Source organism: Acidobacteriota bacterium, assembly GCA_018268895.1.
GTDB lineage: Bacteria > Acidobacteriota > Terriglobia > Terriglobales > Acidobacteriaceae > Edaphobacter.
The window spans coordinates 166,939-182,030 of record JAFDVP010000009.1; the positions used below are offsets into that span (position 1 = coordinate 166,939).

15 protein-coding genes are annotated in these 15,092 nt (G+C 59.4%); 9 read left to right on the forward strand and 6 right to left on the reverse strand.

The genetic code is table 11. The features are described 5' to 3' along the window. Window positions 1-129: 129 nt before the first annotated feature. From JSS95_12550 to JSS95_12565, 4 genes are all read left to right on the forward strand, one after another. Window positions 130-462, forward strand: coding sequence for a hypothetical protein (locus JSS95_12550; protein MBS1800641.1), 333 nt, complete (start codon window positions 130-132; stop codon window positions 460-462). 84 nt (window positions 463-546) lie between these two features. Beyond that, complete coding sequence (locus tag JSS95_12555) at window positions 547-1,131, forward strand: TIGR00730 family Rossman fold protein (GenBank protein MBS1800642.1); 585 nt, start codon at window positions 547-549, stop codon at window positions 1,129-1,131. Window positions 1,132-1,277: 146 nt separating this feature from the next. Continuing rightward, window positions 1,278-2,516, forward strand: a complete 1,239-nt coding sequence (gene hmpA / locus JSS95_12560; protein MBS1800643.1) for an NO-inducible flavohemoprotein — start codon at window positions 1,278-1,280, stop codon at window positions 2,514-2,516. 18 nt (window positions 2,517-2,534) lie between these two features. Further along, window positions 2,535-2,969: an Rrf2 family transcriptional regulator gene (locus JSS95_12565; protein MBS1800644.1), complete on the forward strand. Its 435-nt coding sequence runs from the start codon at window positions 2,535-2,537 to the stop codon at window positions 2,967-2,969. Window positions 2,970-3,128: 159 nt separating this feature from the next. Here the strand turns inward: JSS95_12565 and JSS95_12570 are convergent, their stop codons facing one another. The 4 genes from JSS95_12570 to JSS95_12585 all read right to left on the reverse strand — a co-directional run bounded on the left by JSS95_12570 (window position 3,129) and on the right by JSS95_12585 (window position 7,188). Next, a complete protein-coding gene (locus tag JSS95_12570) occupies window positions 3,129-3,560 on the reverse strand; it encodes a DUF971 domain-containing protein (protein ID MBS1800645.1) in 432 nt (143 codons plus the stop codon). Between the two features lie 40 nt (window positions 3,561-3,600). Continuing rightward, window positions 3,601-4,386 carry a sulfite exporter TauE/SafE family protein gene (locus JSS95_12575; protein ID MBS1800646.1) on the reverse strand — a complete coding sequence of 262 codons (786 nt, stop codon included), beginning with the start codon at window positions 4,384-4,386 and terminating at the stop codon, window positions 3,601-3,603. Between the two features lie 150 nt (window positions 4,387-4,536). Continuing rightward, window positions 4,537-5,307, reverse strand: coding sequence for an ABC transporter ATP-binding protein (locus JSS95_12580; protein ID MBS1800647.1), 771 nt, complete (start codon window positions 5,305-5,307; stop codon window positions 4,537-4,539). Between the two features lie 21 nt (window positions 5,308-5,328). Next, entirely contained in the window at window positions 5,329-7,188 is a 1,860-nt protein-coding gene (locus JSS95_12585) for an amidase (GenBank protein MBS1800648.1), read from the reverse strand. Between the two features lie 348 nt (window positions 7,189-7,536). Between JSS95_12585 and JSS95_12590 the strand changes: the two genes are divergently transcribed. Further along, on the forward strand, window positions 7,537-8,136 hold the full coding sequence (locus JSS95_12590; protein MBS1800649.1) for a PEP-CTERM sorting domain-containing protein: 600 nt from the start codon (window positions 7,537-7,539) through the stop codon (window positions 8,134-8,136). Between the two features lie 129 nt (window positions 8,137-8,265). On the opposite strand, the gene gyrB is transcribed toward JSS95_12590, so the two are convergent. Next, a complete protein-coding gene (gene gyrB, locus JSS95_12595) occupies window positions 8,266-10,911 on the reverse strand; it encodes a DNA topoisomerase (ATP-hydrolyzing) subunit B (GenBank protein MBS1800650.1) in 2,646 nt (881 codons plus the stop codon). Between the two features lie 371 nt (window positions 10,912-11,282). Between gyrB and JSS95_12600 the strand changes: the two genes are divergently transcribed. The 3 genes from JSS95_12600 to rplT all read left to right on the forward strand — a co-directional run bounded on the left by JSS95_12600 (window position 11,283) and on the right by rplT (window position 12,680). After that, on the forward strand, window positions 11,283-11,597 hold the full coding sequence (locus JSS95_12600; protein ID MBS1800651.1) for a hypothetical protein: 315 nt from the start codon (window positions 11,283-11,285) through the stop codon (window positions 11,595-11,597). A 315-nt stretch (window positions 11,598-11,912) separates the two neighbouring features. Further along, the gene (gene rpmI / locus JSS95_12605; GenBank protein ID MBS1800652.1) at window positions 11,913-12,110 is read left to right on the forward strand and encodes a 50S ribosomal protein L35; all 198 of its coding nucleotides are present in this window, start codon (window positions 11,913-11,915) and stop codon (window positions 12,108-12,110) included. A gap of 186 nt (window positions 12,111-12,296) precedes the next feature. Further along, window positions 12,297-12,680 (forward strand): 50S ribosomal protein L20, encoded by a 384-nt coding sequence (gene rplT, locus JSS95_12610; protein ID MBS1800653.1) that lies wholly within the window; start codon window positions 12,297-12,299, stop codon window positions 12,678-12,680. A gap of 95 nt (window positions 12,681-12,775) precedes the next feature. On the opposite strand, the gene JSS95_12615 is transcribed toward rplT, so the two are convergent. Beyond that, window positions 12,776-13,996 (reverse strand): metallophosphoesterase family protein, encoded by a 1,221-nt coding sequence (locus tag JSS95_12615; GenBank protein MBS1800654.1) that lies wholly within the window; start codon window positions 13,994-13,996, stop codon window positions 12,776-12,778. 163 nt (window positions 13,997-14,159) lie between these two features. On the opposite strand from JSS95_12615, the gene JSS95_12620 reads away from it, so the two are divergent. Next, entirely contained in the window at window positions 14,160-15,077 is a 918-nt protein-coding gene (locus JSS95_12620; protein ID MBS1800655.1) for a polysaccharide deacetylase family protein, read from the forward strand. Window positions 15,078-15,092 lie beyond the last annotated feature (15 nt).

Below are 15,092 nucleotides of genomic sequence, written 5' to 3' on the forward strand. Positions count from 1 at the left end.
CATCTGGTCACTTAGCAAAATCGTACGGAACTAATTTGAGTCCAATGCGTATCGGCATATGAAGAGCTTGCTGAACCATGGCAGCAAAGCTCGACGTTCCATAAACGAAGCCACAACCAGGAGCTAAAAATGAAATTCCGCAATCTGTTTGCCGCCTCCGTCGTCGCTACCTCACTGCTCGTTTCGCCTGTCGTTCACGCCGCTGCCCTCAATTCACCCGTTCATGCCATGTTCGGCAAGACGAAGACCATCAAGCTCACGCTGCTGAACGACTCCGGCGCGCCAATGGAAGTCAAGGCCGGCGACGATGTCATCAAGCTCGAAGCAGGGAAGCCCGTCACGGTCAACCTGCCCGATGGAACGCGCGTCGTCTCCAATACCACGACCGAGAAGTCGCAGGCGGGTACGCTGATCGCTCAGGTCTCCAGCTCGCTCAATGGCGCCACTATCCACATCAAGTAAAGAACGAACACCAGCCCTCCATCCGGCCTCTGAGGCGGTGCTTCCTCTGCGAAGCTTCGCTTCAGAGGCCGCAATAACGTCATCATTCTTTATGGCCCGACTGATATTCTCAGAACGGTGATCTCCAACATCGCAGTCTTCTGTGCCTCGGCCGACGGAACAAAGCCCATCTATCGCGAGGCCGCGCACGAGCTCGGACGCGCTCTTGCCACGCGCAATATCGGTCTCATCTATGGCGGCGCCAACGTTGGCCTCATGCAGGCCGTTGCCGAATCGGCCCTCGCTGCGGGAGGCCGTGTCGTCGGCGTCATCCCCGAAGTGCTCGTCGATCTTGAGGTCGCCCACCACGGCATCACCGAGCTTCACGTCACCAGCACCATGCACACACGCAAAGCTCTCATGGGAGAGAAGGCTGACGCCTTCTTTATCCTCCCCGGCGGCTATGGCACCCTCGAGGAGATGTTTGAAGTCCTGGCCTGGCAGACGCTCAAGCTGCACCGGAAGCCCATCGTGCTCCTCAACATTGACGGCTTCTACGACAAGCTGATCGAATTCCTCGACCACTGCGTCGCCAAGGGGCTCCTCAGGCAACGCAATCGTGAGGTTCTGCTCGTCGCAGCTTCGGTTGAGGATGCGTTCAAGAAGATCGTCAGAGCCCTCCCGGCATAAATTAAAGACGCACACCCGCGACATTTCTCCAACACTCTCGATAGCGGCCTCACTTTGGATCGAAGTTCGAATACCGTCCAATAGTTGCGCTAAACGCCCATCTTAGGGAAATATGTATTTGAAATACATATTCAACCGGAGGACTTATGCAGCAACATCACAAAGACATCGTCAAGGCCACCATTCCCGCACTCCAGCAGTACGGTGAGGCAATCACGACTGCGTTCTACAAGACGCTCTTTGAGGAAAATCCTGGGCTGCTCAATGTCTTCAATCCCGCCAGCCAGCGGAACGGCGGCCAGGCCCGCAGCCTTGCGGCTTCCATCCTTGCCTATGCCGCGCACATCGACCACCTCGATCAGCTCGGCGGCATGGTCAACCGTATCGCGCACAAGCACGCCTCGCTCGAAGTGCAGGCCGAGCACTACCCCATCGTCGGCGACCATCTCTTGCGGGCCATCCGCACCGTGCTTGGCGACGCGGCAACCCCCGAGGTCATCGAAGCCTGGGGAGCGGCCTACCAGCAGCTCGCCGACATCATGATCGGTGTCGAGAAGAAGCTTTACACGCAGGGCAGCACGCAGCTCGGAGGTTGGACCGGATACCAGCCGCTGAAGGTCGTCCGCAAGGTGCGCGAGAGCGAGACCATTACCTCCTTCTATCTTGCCTCACCCAACGATGCTCCTTTGCCTGCCTTCGTTCCCGGCCAATACCTCGCCGTCAGAGCGCAGGTTGCCGACGCCCCTTTCTGGCAGATCCGCCAGTACAGCCTCTCCCAGGTTGCAGACGGTCGCACCTACCGCATCAGCGTAAAGCGCGAGCTCGCCCCCGGTCACATCGCCGCGGCTGAGAATGGCTTGATCTCCAACCACCTGCACGACAACGTCGAGGTTGGCGACACTGTGCTCGCCCACGTGCCCCACGGCGACTTCACGCTTCGCGAGAGCGACCACCCGGTGGTTCTGTTGAGCGGCGGAGTTGGCATCACGCCGGCCATCTGCATGCTCCAGCACCTCGCGCAACATGCGCCGCACCGGCCCGTTCTCTTCGTCCACGCCACGCTTGAGGGAAGCCACCATGCCTTCCGCGAGGAGAAGCGCGCTCTCGTCGAAGCGCATCCGCATCTGCATTCGCTCACCTTCTACGAAAGGCCGTCCGGATCCGATCGACTCGGCATCGACTACGACTTTGCGGGGCGCATCTCTGCCGAGACGCTGACGCCGCACCTGCCGCAGCAGGCAGCCGAGTTCTACTACTGCGGCCCGCTCGGCTTCATGGGCGCAGTGGATGGTCTGCTCGACTCGCTTAACATTCCGCTGTCGCGTCGTTATAGTGAAGCTTTCGCGCCCGATCCCTCGTTCGCGGCCGAGATCGCGCACGCGTAAGGAGCACTACCTCCAACAATGAACATCACCCGCTTCTCGGACCTGGCCCTGCGCCTTCTTATGTATCTTGGCAGCCGTGCCGAACCTATGCAGGCCACGGTCACGGTTCGAGAAGTGGCGACGCTCTTCAATGTCCCTTACACGCACCTTGTTAAGGTGGTGCATCAACTAGGTCAGCGGGGATTGCTCATCACCACCAAGGGTGCGAGAGGCGGCCTGCGTCTCGCACGTTCTGCCGAAACCATCCGTCTGGGCGAGATTCTCCGCATCACCGAATTCTCGGACGCCGTCATCGACTGCAGCGCGCAACAGTGCCCGCTCACCGGAGCCTGTCTGCTCAAGGGAGCGCTCGACAGCGCCTATGCGGCATTCCTTGACACCCTCGACAACTACACGCTCGCCGAAGTCGCACGCACACCGCGGCTACAGAAGCTCGTCACGCTGAAGCTCTAGCCGTACCTTCATGCAGGAGACTCAACCCGAACGCTCTTCGCGAAAAGACGCTCTCATCGGAACAAGGTGTTCCTGAGCGGAGCGCAGCGGAGAGCCTGCCCTGAGCGAAGTCGAATGGGAAGGACCTGTATTTCGCCCGTTACGCTACGAATACACGCACTACGCCTTCGTCCCGCAGGCCTCGCACTGGCACACGCGCCGCAGGTACTCCCACGAGTAGATGCCTGCCTCGTGCCCGTCCGTCCACTTGAACTTCAGAGCATACTTTCCAACGGGAGTCACCTCTGCGGGACGCACCGGAGGCTCGTACATCGGCAGCAGCGTCTGCGATTTGGGCTTCGCTTCACCGGGCTTGCGCCCGCTGTGCTCGCGCTCTTCGTGGCACGTCGCGCAGGGGCAGGCATCTCTCAGCCAGGCGAACGTCCACGTACTCCGGTGCCCGTCCTTCCAATCGATCTCCATGCCCGTGCCCTCGGTCTTGTGTACGCGCACCTTCGCCGGAGTGACGGCTTGTGCCGGCAGCTTCTTGTCTGCCGTCGCGTCCTGACGCGCCTCTTCCGCGCTTACAATTCGTATTCCTTCATGACTCATGTTTCAGCTTCTTTCTTCGTTCTCCGACTGGAAACGATGCTCAGGCCAGTCCATTTCTCCAGAAAAAGTACGCTGCCATTGCGCAGCCTGTAATCACCACAATGGCGCGGAGCACATTGGGGTTCATCCGTCGCGAGTACTGCGCGCCCACGTATCCGCCAGCGCCTGCAAATACCATCGAGATCAGGCAATACCTCCACATAATGGCACCGCTCGCAACGAACGTCAGTACCGCGCAAAAATTTGATGTGCAGGCCGCCAGCACCTTCAGGGAGTTCAGCGCGTGCATCTCCTCCACGCCAAACAGCGCCAGCGCTGTCATGATCAGGAACCCCGCGCCCGCGCCAAAATATCCGATATAAAAGCACACCGGCAGCAGCGCAAAGAACAGCGGCACGACTGCCGGGCGGTGCGGAACGTGTGGCTCCGCCGAGCGTCGCCGCAGCCAGCGCGACACCGGCCCGCTCAATCCGAAGAGCAGGGAAGCCACCAGCAGCAGCCACGGCACCAGATGAAGAAAGGTCAGTTGCCGCGTCTTCAGCAGAACAACAGCCCCGCTCACGCCGCCAGCAACGGAAGCGCTAAGGACCACCGGAAGCAGGTCGCGTCGCAGGTCGTCTCGCAGAGTTGCTACCGAGGTCAACTGCCCCGGCCACAGCGCGACGGTGTTGGTGGCGTTCGCCTGTATCGGAAGCACGCCGACGCCGAGCATCGCGGGAAACGACAGGAACGATCCGCCTCCTGCCATCGCATTCATCACGCCGGCGATCAACGAAGCGGTTACCAGCCAGGCGTACCGCCAATGCGAGATGAATTCGAAGGCCATTCATCTTCCATTGTATCGACCGCAGGAATCAGGGATGCTGCTTGGCCGTTCAGGGCAGCGTGAAGCAGCCATGTTAAGGGCACGGCTTCTGCCGTGCCGAAGGAGTTCATTTAAGGATGCGGCTTTGGCCGCTGGGGGTAAAGCTTTAATCTACGCTGTCCGGATCTCCGGTGTTGCCGCAATCAGCTCCTGCGTGTACGTCTGTTGCGGTTTGCCGCACACGCTCTGGCACTCGCCAATCTCCACCAGTCGACCTCTCTGCATGACCGCCACACGGTCGCACAGATACCGTACCAGCGGCATCGAGTGCGAGATAAACAGATACGTCAGTCCATAGCGCAGTTGAAGCTCGCGCAGCAGATTCACCACCTGCGCTCCCACGCTTACGTCCAGCGCGCTGATGGGCTCGTCCAGCACGATAAACTCCGGCCGCAGCGCCAGCGCGCGGGCGATGTTGACCCTCTGGCGCTGCCCTCCGCTGAACTCATGGGGATAGCGCTCCAGCGCGCTCTCATCCAGCCCAACCTCGCTCAGCATCTCGCTCAGCCGTTCCGCAGGGCATCGCTCTCCATGAATTGCGAATGGCTCGGTCAGAATATCTCTCACCCGCATCCGAGGGTTCAGCGCCGCAAACGGGTCCTGAAAGACCACCTGCATCCTGCGCCGCAATACCCGCAGTTCACTCGCCGACACCGTCAGAAGATTTCGTCCGTCATAGCGCACCTCGCCGGACGTCGGTTCAATCAACCGCAACAGCATGCGCCCCACTGTGCTCTTGCCCGAGCCGGACTCCCCCACCAGGCCCAGCGTCTCTCCGCGCGCAATCGCAAACGAGACATTGTCCACGACCCGCGCTCCCGCGTCATACTCCTTAATAAGGCCCTTCGCTTCGACCAGGGGCGAGCCGGATTCATTCGTCATAGCCGGATACTAGCATCTGTTTTACCCCAGCTTCGGATGCAGCCGGTGAAACCCTGTCGCCTCCTGATACGCCCGCGCGAACGCCGCCAGCCTCGCATCGGAGTAAAGGCCGCCCAGGAAGGTAAGCGAGACCGGAGTTCCAGGCCCTCTCGTATTTCTCCGGTCGCCATCGTCCAGATGATCCCCCAGAGGAGCGTCGTCTCCGCGCACCCCATTTGGCACAATCACTGCCGGATGTCCCGTCAGGTTGGTCGCTGAAAGCTGAGCTCCATCACTTGGGGTTACGATGACGTCCACCTCGCTGAAGAGCTTCGCCATCGCATCCATCGCCAGTGACCGGGCACGTTGCGCCTGTATATAGTCCACGGCTGAATAGAACCGTGCCCTGCGAAATGAGTTTGGCCAATCGAAGCTCTCCTGCCCATTCAGCAGGCTGTCGCGCCCGCTCAACGTCAATTCGTCGAACGCGGCGGCGGCTTCCGCGCCAAGAACGGGAGTGATATCGCCGAAGTGATACCCCTTTGGCATCTTCACTTCAACCAGCTTTACTCCCATCTTCTTCAGGGCTTCCAGCGCAGCCTGCCCATACTTCGCGTCGTATAGCTCTCTGGCGAAGTCCCTCTTATGTTCTTCCGTGGCATTTGCTTCAAGTACCGGCAGGTCAAACTCGCTCTTGAGGTAGCCCACGCGCAGCTTCTTCCAGTCGAACTCCGCATCCCAGTTGAAGGCTGCATCCTTGACGCTGCGGTCATGGCCGTCCGGGCCATAGATGGCGTTCATCACAAGAGCGCAATCTTCTACGCTCCGGCAGATCGGCCCGATCTTGTCCATCGTCCAGCTCAGCGCCATCGCACCTGTGCGCGGTACAAAACCAAACGTCGGCCGCAGCCCCGTCGTCCCGCACCGCGTGCTCGGCGACGAGATAGACCCCAGCGTCTCCGTCCCGATCGCAAACCCGACGCATCCCGCGCTTACGGCGCTCGCGCTCCCTGCCGAAGACCCGCTCGACCCCTGTTTTGGGTTCCACGGGTTCCGTGTCCTGCCTCCAAACCAGAGGTCGCCTTGTGCCAGCGCCCCCATCGTCAGCTTGGCGACGAGCACGGCTCCGGCTGCATCCAGCCTCTCGACCACGGTCGCGTCGTAATCGAAGCTCTGCTTCTCGAACCCCGCCGCCCCCCAGGTCGTGGGGTATCCCTTCACCGCCAGCAGGTCCTTCGCCCCCCACGGAATCCCATGCAGCGGCCCTCTATATTTACCTCCGGCTATCTCCTTGTCAGCCTCAGCCGCCTGTTTCAGGGCGCGCTCCTCGGTCAGCGTGATCGCAAAGTGCAGTTGGGGATCGTACCTCTTCAAACGAGCGAGATACATCTTCGTCAACTCCAGCGAGCCGACTTTTCTGGTCTTTACAAGCTCAGCCAGCACTCTCACGGAGCCGAAAGCAAGCCCTGCCTCTCCTCCTGCTACGAGTCCGTTTACTTCTGGCGATTTGCTCATCCGCATCGGCTTGCGTACCGTATCCAGCTTCATTCCCGCCGGCACCGGGTCGAAGACGAACGCCGGAGCCACACTGTTCGGGATCTTCATGCTGCGGATCACCAGCACCGAGTCGCGCTGCTGCCGGAGATCCTCCAGCACCATGGTCTTCTGCTCGGCCGTCAATTTAATAGCTGCAATCGCTGCCGCGGCATCGATCATCTCCGGGGTAATCTTCGCCAGATGATCGCGATCAACCCCAGCGCCTTCTATATTGGTTGTTGGATTCGACGAAGCCTGCGCCGCCATTCCCCACAAAACGCCTGGTAGTAGAGTCTGACCCAGCCCCGCAGCAGAACACACGCCAAGAAACCACCGCCGGTTCAACACCATAGACTGTTCGCTCATCCCGGCATTATTGCATCGGTTTGCTTACAAGCTTTCGCCCTTAAGCGGTTTTGTGACCATTTGCCCTCTCTTCAGAGGGGGTGAACTCAGCTTTGGGTTGAGGTTCCAGTGTGGCTAAATGAGCGCAGATCAACCGTTAGCCCGAAAAGAGAAATTCATTTCCCCTGGCAGGGGAAATTAGTTTCCCTGAATTTCCCTGCTGCCTGCATGGATTTGCACATACGTCTCGGGGTTATCAGGTAAGTACAAGAAAACACGCACCGTAATTTTATTTGGAGTTTGGAGCGCAAGGTGCATATAGGGAAGGCGTACCGCAAGTTTTGTAGGCCAAACACTTAAAGGAGTTCTATGCGTCGTCTATCTGTAGTCCTGGCTTTAGCGACCTTGGCGGGAGGGGCACCGGCGCTGCTGGCTGACTCCATCCCGTACGCGAACGTCGGCACCCCGGCCCCCTCTTCAACCTTGGTTGCACAAAGCACCGGAAGCGTCACAGGATACTTCCTCGGACAAAGTGCCGCCGACAATTCGGTCGTTCGGATGATTGATGTCACCAGCGGATATACCAGCGTTTATTTATTCCCGAACCACAGCACTGCGGTTGGAGCTTCCGCAGACTTTGGTCCAGTCAACGCTGGAGATATCCTGATCTTTGAGTTGTTGGATCTCAGCAGTGGGTTCACGCTTTCTACCGATGCAGCAACCAACATTGACGGAGTCAACCATGGCTACGCCACCCTCTTCGCTGGCGGTCTGCTCGGAACCGAGACTTATCCGGCGGGGACCTACATCGGAATGGAAGATACTCCGTGGGGCGACTACGACTACAACGACAACCAGTTCCTCTTTACCAACGTAGCTCCTGCTCCTGAGCCCGGAACGCTTCTGCTCCTCGGCACCGGAATCCTTGGCGCTGCTGGAACCCTGCGTCGCAAGATGTTCGCACGCTAACCTGCTTCACTCACCAAATAAATGGCCTGGTCATCGACCGGGCCATTTCCTTTTAACCACTTTAGTCTTCAGAGATAGATGCCGTCATTCTGAGCGTAGCGAAGAATCCCAGTATGGCCAGCCCTGCGCTTAGATGTCGAGGTTCTTCACATCCAGAGCGTTCTCTTCGATGAACTTGCGCCGGCTTTCGACATCCTCGCCCATCAGCGTGGTGAAGATCTCTTCGCAGGCAGCAATGTCTTCCAGCTTCACCTGCAACAGCGTCCTCCGCTCCGGATCCATGGTCGTCTCCCAAAGCTGAGGAGCCGTCATCTCGCCCAGACCCTTGTACCGTTGCACCTGGTACTCCTTGCGGCCCTGCTCGATGACGTACTCGAAGACCTCGCGCGCCGTCTTCTTCTCTACCGGATCCTGTGAAGCCTTGCTCTGCCGCTTTCCGGCCTTTGCCTCAAGCGCCGTTCCCGGAGCTGCCGCCGTCTCAGCTACGCCTTCATCTGATGCAGCTTCTTCTGCCTCTTCCGCAGCCTCCGCTTTGGAGCCCTTCGCAGCGTACTCGATCACGAACGGCCCCGTAAGCTGCTCGCGAATCTGGGCATGCTTGCCCAGCATCTGCCTGCTCTCGGGAGCGGAGGCCAGCGTCCAGTCGATCGTCCGCACCGCACCCTGCGCATCGGTAAAGTTCACCGAGTACATCTTGTGCTCTTCGTCGAACTCCACTTCTCCGACATGCTTGAACTGGTAGGTCTTCGCCACCGCTTCCAGCTTCGCCTTCATCGCTTTCAGCTTGTCGGGGGACTCGAAGTCTGCACGCTTGGCCGGCTCCTTGCCCTCGTGGGCAAACAGGTCGGCGAACTCGCGCGTGACCTCTTCGTTCCGCAGCCGCTTCTCCACCTTGTCGAAGAAGCCGAGGTAGTCGTTCAGCTGCCCCATGAACTTCGTCAGCGCCGCGCCTTCCAGCTTCGCGCCGCCCTCGCCGTAGCGGATCACCATGCCATCCGAGGCACGCTTGACCATGACGGAGACGTACTCGCGGTCGTCCTTGATGTACTGCTCGAACTTGCCCTTCTTGATGCGGTACAGCGGCGGCTGTGCGATGTACACATGTCCGCGCTTGATCAGCTCTGTCATGTGACGGAAGAAGAACGTCAGCAGCAGCGTGCGGATGTGCGATCCGTCGACGTCGGCATCGGTCATCAGGATCAGCTTGCCGTAGCGCAGCTTGGTTGTGTCGAAGTCGTCCTTGCCGATGCCCGTGCCCAACGCCGTAATCATGGCGCGAATTTCTTCGTGGCCCAGCATCTTGTCGTAACGGGCCTTCTCCACGTTGAGGATCTTACCTTTGAGCGGCAGAATCGCCTGGAACTTGCGGTCACGCCCCTGCTTCGCGGTTCCGCCTGCGCTCTCGCCCTCGACCAGATACAGTTCGCAGCGATCCGGCTCGCGCTCCGAGCAGTCGGCCAGCTTGCCCGGCAGTCCGCCGCCATCCAGCGCGCCCTTGCGGCGAGTCAGATCGCGTGCCTTGCGAGCGGCCTCGCGTGCGCGGGCAGCGTCGATCGCCTTGTTGATGATCTTCTTTGCAACCGAAGGGTTCTGCTCGAGGAAGGCGCCGAGACGCTCGTTGATGAACGCCTGGACAGTTCCTGCGATGTCGGAGTTCAGCTTGCCCTTCGTCTGTCCTTCAAACTGCGGCTGCGACAGCTTCACGCTGATCACGGCCACAAGGCCCTCGCGAACGTCGTCGCCCGACAGGTTCTCCTTCACGTCCTTGAACAGGCCCATCTGCTGGCCTGCCCAGTTGATCGTGCGCGTCAGTGCCGCGCGGAAGCCCTGAAGGTGCGTTCCGCCGTCGACCGTGTTGATATTGTTGGCGAAGGTGAAGATCGTTTCGGAGTACGCGTCGTTGTACTGGAGCGCAATCTCCATGGCGACGTTGTCGCGCTCGGCCTCCATGTAGATCGGCTTGTCGTGCAGCACCTGCTTGCCCTTGTTCAGGTGCTTGATGAACTCCGCGATGCCGCCGACGTACTTGAACTCCTGGTGCTTCGCCTCACCCGTCTTGGCGTCGGCGGTGCGCTCGTCCGTCAGGTGAATCTCAAGGCCCTTGTTCAGGAAGGCCAGCTCGCGCAGGCGCTGGGCCAGCGTGTCGTAGTTGTACTCGGTGACGGTGAAGATACTCTTGTCGGGAAGGAAGTGAATCTTCGTCCCCAGCTTCTTCGACGGACCCATCTGCCGCAGCTTGCTGATGGGGTCGCCCTTGGAGTAGTCCTGCGTCCAGGCAAACCCGTCGCGCCAAATCTCAACGTCAAACTCTTCCGAGAGCGCGTTCACGCAGCTCACACCAACGCCGTGCAGACCGCCCGAGACCTTGTAGTTCGACGCGTCGAACTTGCCGCCCGCGTGCAGCATGGTCAGGACAACCTGTACGCCCGGCATCGTCTTGCCGTTGACGGTCTTGTTATCCACGGGAATGCCGCGTCCGTCGTCGGTCACGGTGATGGAGTTGTCGACGTGGATGGTGACGTCGATCCGTGAGGCATGGCCGGCCAGCGCCTCGTCCACCGAGTTGTCGACGACCTCATAAACCAGGTGGTGCAACCCCTGCTCGCCGGTCGAGCCGATATACATCGCAGGGCGCTTTCGGACTGCGGCAAGACCCTCGAGAACGGTAATGTTCTCCGCCGAATAGCCGCCTGAGGCCGGCTTTGCCTGACCAGTTTTCTGGTCGCTGCTCTCTTCCAAAAGTTCCGTTCCAGTCGGGACTGCGGTCGTTGCCATGTAACTCCTGAAATTGCTGGGATTGACCCTCCGGGAAACTGTAGTCTCAATCCGCTGAAGCCCGCGTAAATCAAGCACTTAAGACTAATTTCAACCGGGATTTTCCGTAACTTAAGTATAACACGCGCAGGGGAGGAAAAGCCGGGTTTGGAGCGCTTCACGAGGGCACGTACCCACCCCGATTCCACCTGGCCCGCAGCTAACTTCAACACCCGCCTATCTCGTTCTGCGAAAGCAATTTATCAGCCAAAAGCAGGCGTTCCACAGACGCAACTTCACGTCCAACAGGTAACCGAAGGGGTTGCACCCAAAGTTGTACTGCCCAATCCCCCGACGATTGCTATTGTCATTCCCCAGAGGTGAAACATTTCATGAAACTGAATCGCTTGTTGATGGCATCTGCCCTCTGTCTTACTTTGTCGGCCTCCTCCTCCGCTTTTGCTTGTGAGCATGGCAATGGATGGCTCTTTTCCTACTTCCACCACTGCGACCGCGACAACGACAACAATCGTGATCATGATCGCAACAGTAAACGTCAGTGCGACCAGAACGGCCAGGACTCCGGTCGAGGCAATAACTGTGACCGAGGCAAGGGCAACGGTGGAGGCTACTGCGGCACCGGCGGCGGAACCTCGACCGGTGGCGGCGGCAATACCGGCGGCGGTGGCACCCCTATCGGTAAGTAGATCAGTAATAGCCATTAGCCAAAAAAACGCCAGACAAGCGCCCACTGGCACACCTCTAAATCCCCATCTTCAGGAAAGGTGGGAAACCTTTTAGCGGCTCCGGTCCTCACAGGCCGGGGCCGTTTTGTCTTCGCGCTCTCTCGACTCCACATTAAGTGACAGAAAACAAAACATATATGGCTTCTAACAAAGAAGCCCCTACCGAAATATAGGGGGAGGGGATGCTTTGATGTCAGGCTCTCGTAGATTTCGGATATACTCGATAGGTTGCCGAAAAAGCAGCAAATCCAGAATCACTAAGTTCTAGGATCACTAATGCCAAAGTTGAAGACACACTCAGGCGCGGCCAAGCGCTTCAAGAAGACCGGCACGGGCAAGTTCAAGCGCGGCCAGTCCAAGATGCGCCACATCCTCACCTCGAAGAAGACCAAGACCAAGCGTCACCTGCGCTCGATCACCCTGGTCTCCGAGGCGGATTCGGCCAAGGTCGCCCGCATGATTCCTTACGCCTGAGATTTGGGCGAAGGAATCGAGAGAGTTTTTCAGATCGAGCCGCTGAAATCAGCAAAGGGCCGGTAAAAGCGTAAAGGCCCCTGGAGAATCGCAAGCGAACTCCACCGAGATCTGAAGTTGCAAAGCGAGTGAAGAGGCCACCTTGCCTCCAGCCGCTAAAACGAAGTACGCAAAAGGAGACGCACCATGCCCCGTGTAAAACGGAGTACAAAACGCAGCGACCGCCGCAAAAAGATCCTCAAGCGCGCGAGTGGCTACTTCCTCACAAAGTCCAAGCTCTATCAGGCAGCACAGGAGGCCGTCGAGCGCTCCCTGATGTTTGCCTACACCGGCCGCAAGCAGAAGAAGCGTCAGTTCCGCTCCCTCTGGATCGTCCGCATCGGCGCTGCCGCCAAGCTGAACGGCATGAGCTACTCGACCTTCATCGACGGCCTCAAGAAGGCGGGCAACGGTCTCGATCGCAAGATCCTCGCCGACATCGCCGCCAACGACGCAGCCGGCTTCACCGCGCTCGCCGAGCAGGCCAAGGCCGCTCTCGCAGCCGCGAAGTCCGAGAAGAAGGCCGCCTAAGCCCGAATCGAAGAAATACGAAAAGAGGCACCGCGCCAAAGCGGTGCCTCTTTTCATTGCACGAATTATTGCCCGAAAGTCTCTGCGTATCGAAGCTAGTGTGTCCGCCGCATTACATCGAAGGTGTCAACCACGGTTCCGTCGGTTGCTGTTACGGTGACGTGGAGTTTGTCTTTGCTCGCATCGACATGGGCGACCTGGTCCTGGCCCACAACGAGCACGGGGTAGTTGTTGCCTGCCTCTCCTGCGTTGAAGTGAACGAAGCGGTGATAGTGACCGGCAATGACGAGGTCGACCTTTGCCGCGTTGGCGACTGCGGTCCAGTCGGTGTTATGCCCGTCGAGCCAGCCCCAGTCCGGCTGGTGCATGAGCACGACCCGGAACGGAGCCGCAGCCAGTTCGGGATCACTCTTTACCTGTTCACGGAACCATTGCAGCTCCTGTGCCCGATAAGGGGCCTGGCGGTTCAGGCCTGCGTAGACAGGCGTCGCGTCCGGCTTGTCCTCACCGGAGTCCATGATCAATAGATGGACCGGACCCGTGCTGCGCGCATAGAAGTAGCGGCCCTCGCCGGCTGGAGTCAGGTAGTTCGCCATGCTTCGCGCAAAGGGCCCGCGCCACTCATGGTTGCCACGGGCTATCAGCAGAGGCTTGCCGTTCAGAGCTTTGCCGAGAGGGTCCAACCAGTGATCGAAGACCTGGTCTTCGTCGGTTGCATAATCCAGGCCGTCGCCGAGATGGACGAGAAAGTCGGTTGAGGACCACGGGATGCTGCTCATCAGGGAGCTGATCCGTGGCAGGCTCTCATGGGTGTCTGTAATCAGGCTGAAGGAGATGTCCTGTCCGCTGGGGGGAAGCGTGGTCAGACTGTAGACGGCGCTTTGTGTGGGGGTTCCATCCACCGGCCAGTAAGGCTTCAATCGAACGACGGGGGTGGCCACAATGCGGTACTGGTATCGCTGCCCGGCCTTGAGTCCGGTGAGCTCGATGCGGTGCAGGGTGGTCACCGGCAGTTGGCCGAATTGATTGGCCTCTGCGGTCTGCTGGAAGTTGCCAGGACCGTATTCGATGCGCGTGATCGCAGGGACGTTCGTCGTCCACTCGATGGTGGCCGAAGTCTGGGAGGCGGCAACGGCGATGGGGCCATGCACGATGACAGCGTTGGCTTCCACCACAGGCGCTGGACGGTTGGCAGCATCGTTGGCTGCCGGTGCGGGGTGGTTTGCGAGCGAGGGCCTGTGTGGCGTGACTTGAGCTGCGACCGAGCAGGTGGCGGTCGTGACAACAGCCAGAACCATACCAAGACGATGAAGCATTGTCTGTCTCCGTGGGTATTTCGAAATGTTGCTTTGTCTTATTAATTACCACTATCGGAGAGAGAATAAATTTATTTAAGTAAGGAAAGAGAATGCCTTCAGGAGGGGAAGGGGTCCCTTACCCCATCTGCCGCCGTCGTATGCTAAGGAGGGAATTCGATTTATGTCCTTGTTACGGAAGAAGCTGCTACTGGCAATCGGAGTACTGTGTTGCGCGGCCCCGCTCTGCGCGCAGCAGATCGCCCTCACCTTCGACGACCTGCCGGAGAATGGCGAGCTGCCGCCGCACGTCACCCGGTTGCAGATCGCGCGTTCGATCCTGGCAACGCTCAAGCGCGAGAGGATGCCCCCGATCTATGGCTTCGTCAACGCAATCTCATTTAAAGACGCGCCGGAAGAGATCTCGTTCCTGAAGGCGTGGCGGGCCGCCGGGCAACCGCTCGGCAATCACACCTACTCGCATGCCTCGCTGACGGCCGATACAGTCGCGCAGTACGAGACGGAGATCGCGAAGGACGAGCCGGTCCTCAAGCGGTTCATGGGCAGCCAGGACTGGCGCTGGTTCCGCTACCCCTATCTCAGCGAGGGCGAGACGCCCGAAAAGCGCGATGCGATCCGAAGCTATCTCGACCAGAAGGGGTACAAGATCGCGCAGGTCTCGCTCGACTTCAAGGACTACCTCTGGACCGACGCCTACGTCCGCTGTGCCCAGCAGCACAACGCGAAAGAAATGCAGGCGATGGAGCAGGGGTATCTTGCCGCGGCCGATCAGTCGATCACGGTCTTTCGCCAGGGGACGCAGGCTCTTTATGGCCACGAGATTCCCTACGTTCTGCTGCTGCACGTGGGCGCGCTCGATGCAAAGATGTTGCCGCGACTTATCGCCTTGCTGCGCCAGCGTGGCTTTACCTTCGTCACGCTCCCCGAGGCCATGAGCGATCCGGCCTACAAGGAGAACCCCAACGTCGCGCTCGCCGATGGGGTACCGTTTCAGGAGCAGGTTGCCATCGCGCGTCACCTCACCTTCCCGCACATCGAAGACCGTGCCAAATATCTGGACTCCGTCTGCCCGGAGCATTGATCAGTTTTCATCATG

Bases quoted from the DNA above. Each gene is read 5' to 3' on its own strand.
- JSS95_12585 (MBS1800648.1), bottom strand. From the start codon at position 7,188: ATGAGCGAACAGTCTATGGTGTTGAACCGGCGGTGGTTTCTTGGCGTG.
- JSS95_12565 (MBS1800644.1), top strand. From the start codon at position 2,535: ATGAACATCACCCGCTTCTCGGACCTGGCCCTGCGCCTTCTTATGTAT.
- JSS95_12620 (MBS1800655.1), top strand. From the start codon at position 14,160: ATGTCCTTGTTACGGAAGAAGCTGCTACTGGCAATCGGAGTACTGTGT.
- JSS95_12600 (MBS1800651.1), top strand. From the start codon at position 11,283: ATGAAACTGAATCGCTTGTTGATGGCATCTGCCCTCTGTCTTACTTTG.
- rplT (MBS1800653.1), top strand. From the start codon at position 12,297: ATGCCCCGTGTAAAACGGAGTACAAAACGCAGCGACCGCCGCAAAAAG.
- hmpA (MBS1800643.1), top strand. From the start codon at position 1,278: ATGCAGCAACATCACAAAGACATCGTCAAGGCCACCATTCCCGCACTC.
- JSS95_12615 (MBS1800654.1), bottom strand. From the start codon at position 13,996: ATGCTTCATCGTCTTGGTATGGTTCTGGCTGTTGTCACGACCGCCACC.
- gyrB (MBS1800650.1), bottom strand. From the start codon at position 10,911: ATGGCAACGACCGCAGTCCCGACTGGAACGGAACTTTTGGAAGAGAGC.
- JSS95_12570 (MBS1800645.1), bottom strand. From the start codon at position 3,560: ATGAGTCATGAAGGAATACGAATTGTAAGCGCGGAAGAGGCGCGTCAG.
- JSS95_12590 (MBS1800649.1), top strand. From the start codon at position 7,537: ATGCGTCGTCTATCTGTAGTCCTGGCTTTAGCGACCTTGGCGGGAGGG.
- JSS95_12550 (MBS1800641.1), top strand. From the start codon at position 130: ATGAAATTCCGCAATCTGTTTGCCGCCTCCGTCGTCGCTACCTCACTG.
- JSS95_12575 (MBS1800646.1), bottom strand. From the start codon at position 4,386: ATGGCCTTCGAATTCATCTCGCATTGGCGGTACGCCTGGCTGGTAACC.
- rpmI (MBS1800652.1), top strand. From the start codon at position 11,913: ATGCCAAAGTTGAAGACACACTCAGGCGCGGCCAAGCGCTTCAAGAAG.
- JSS95_12580 (MBS1800647.1), bottom strand. From the start codon at position 5,307: ATGACGAATGAATCCGGCTCGCCCCTGGTCGAAGCGAAGGGCCTTATT.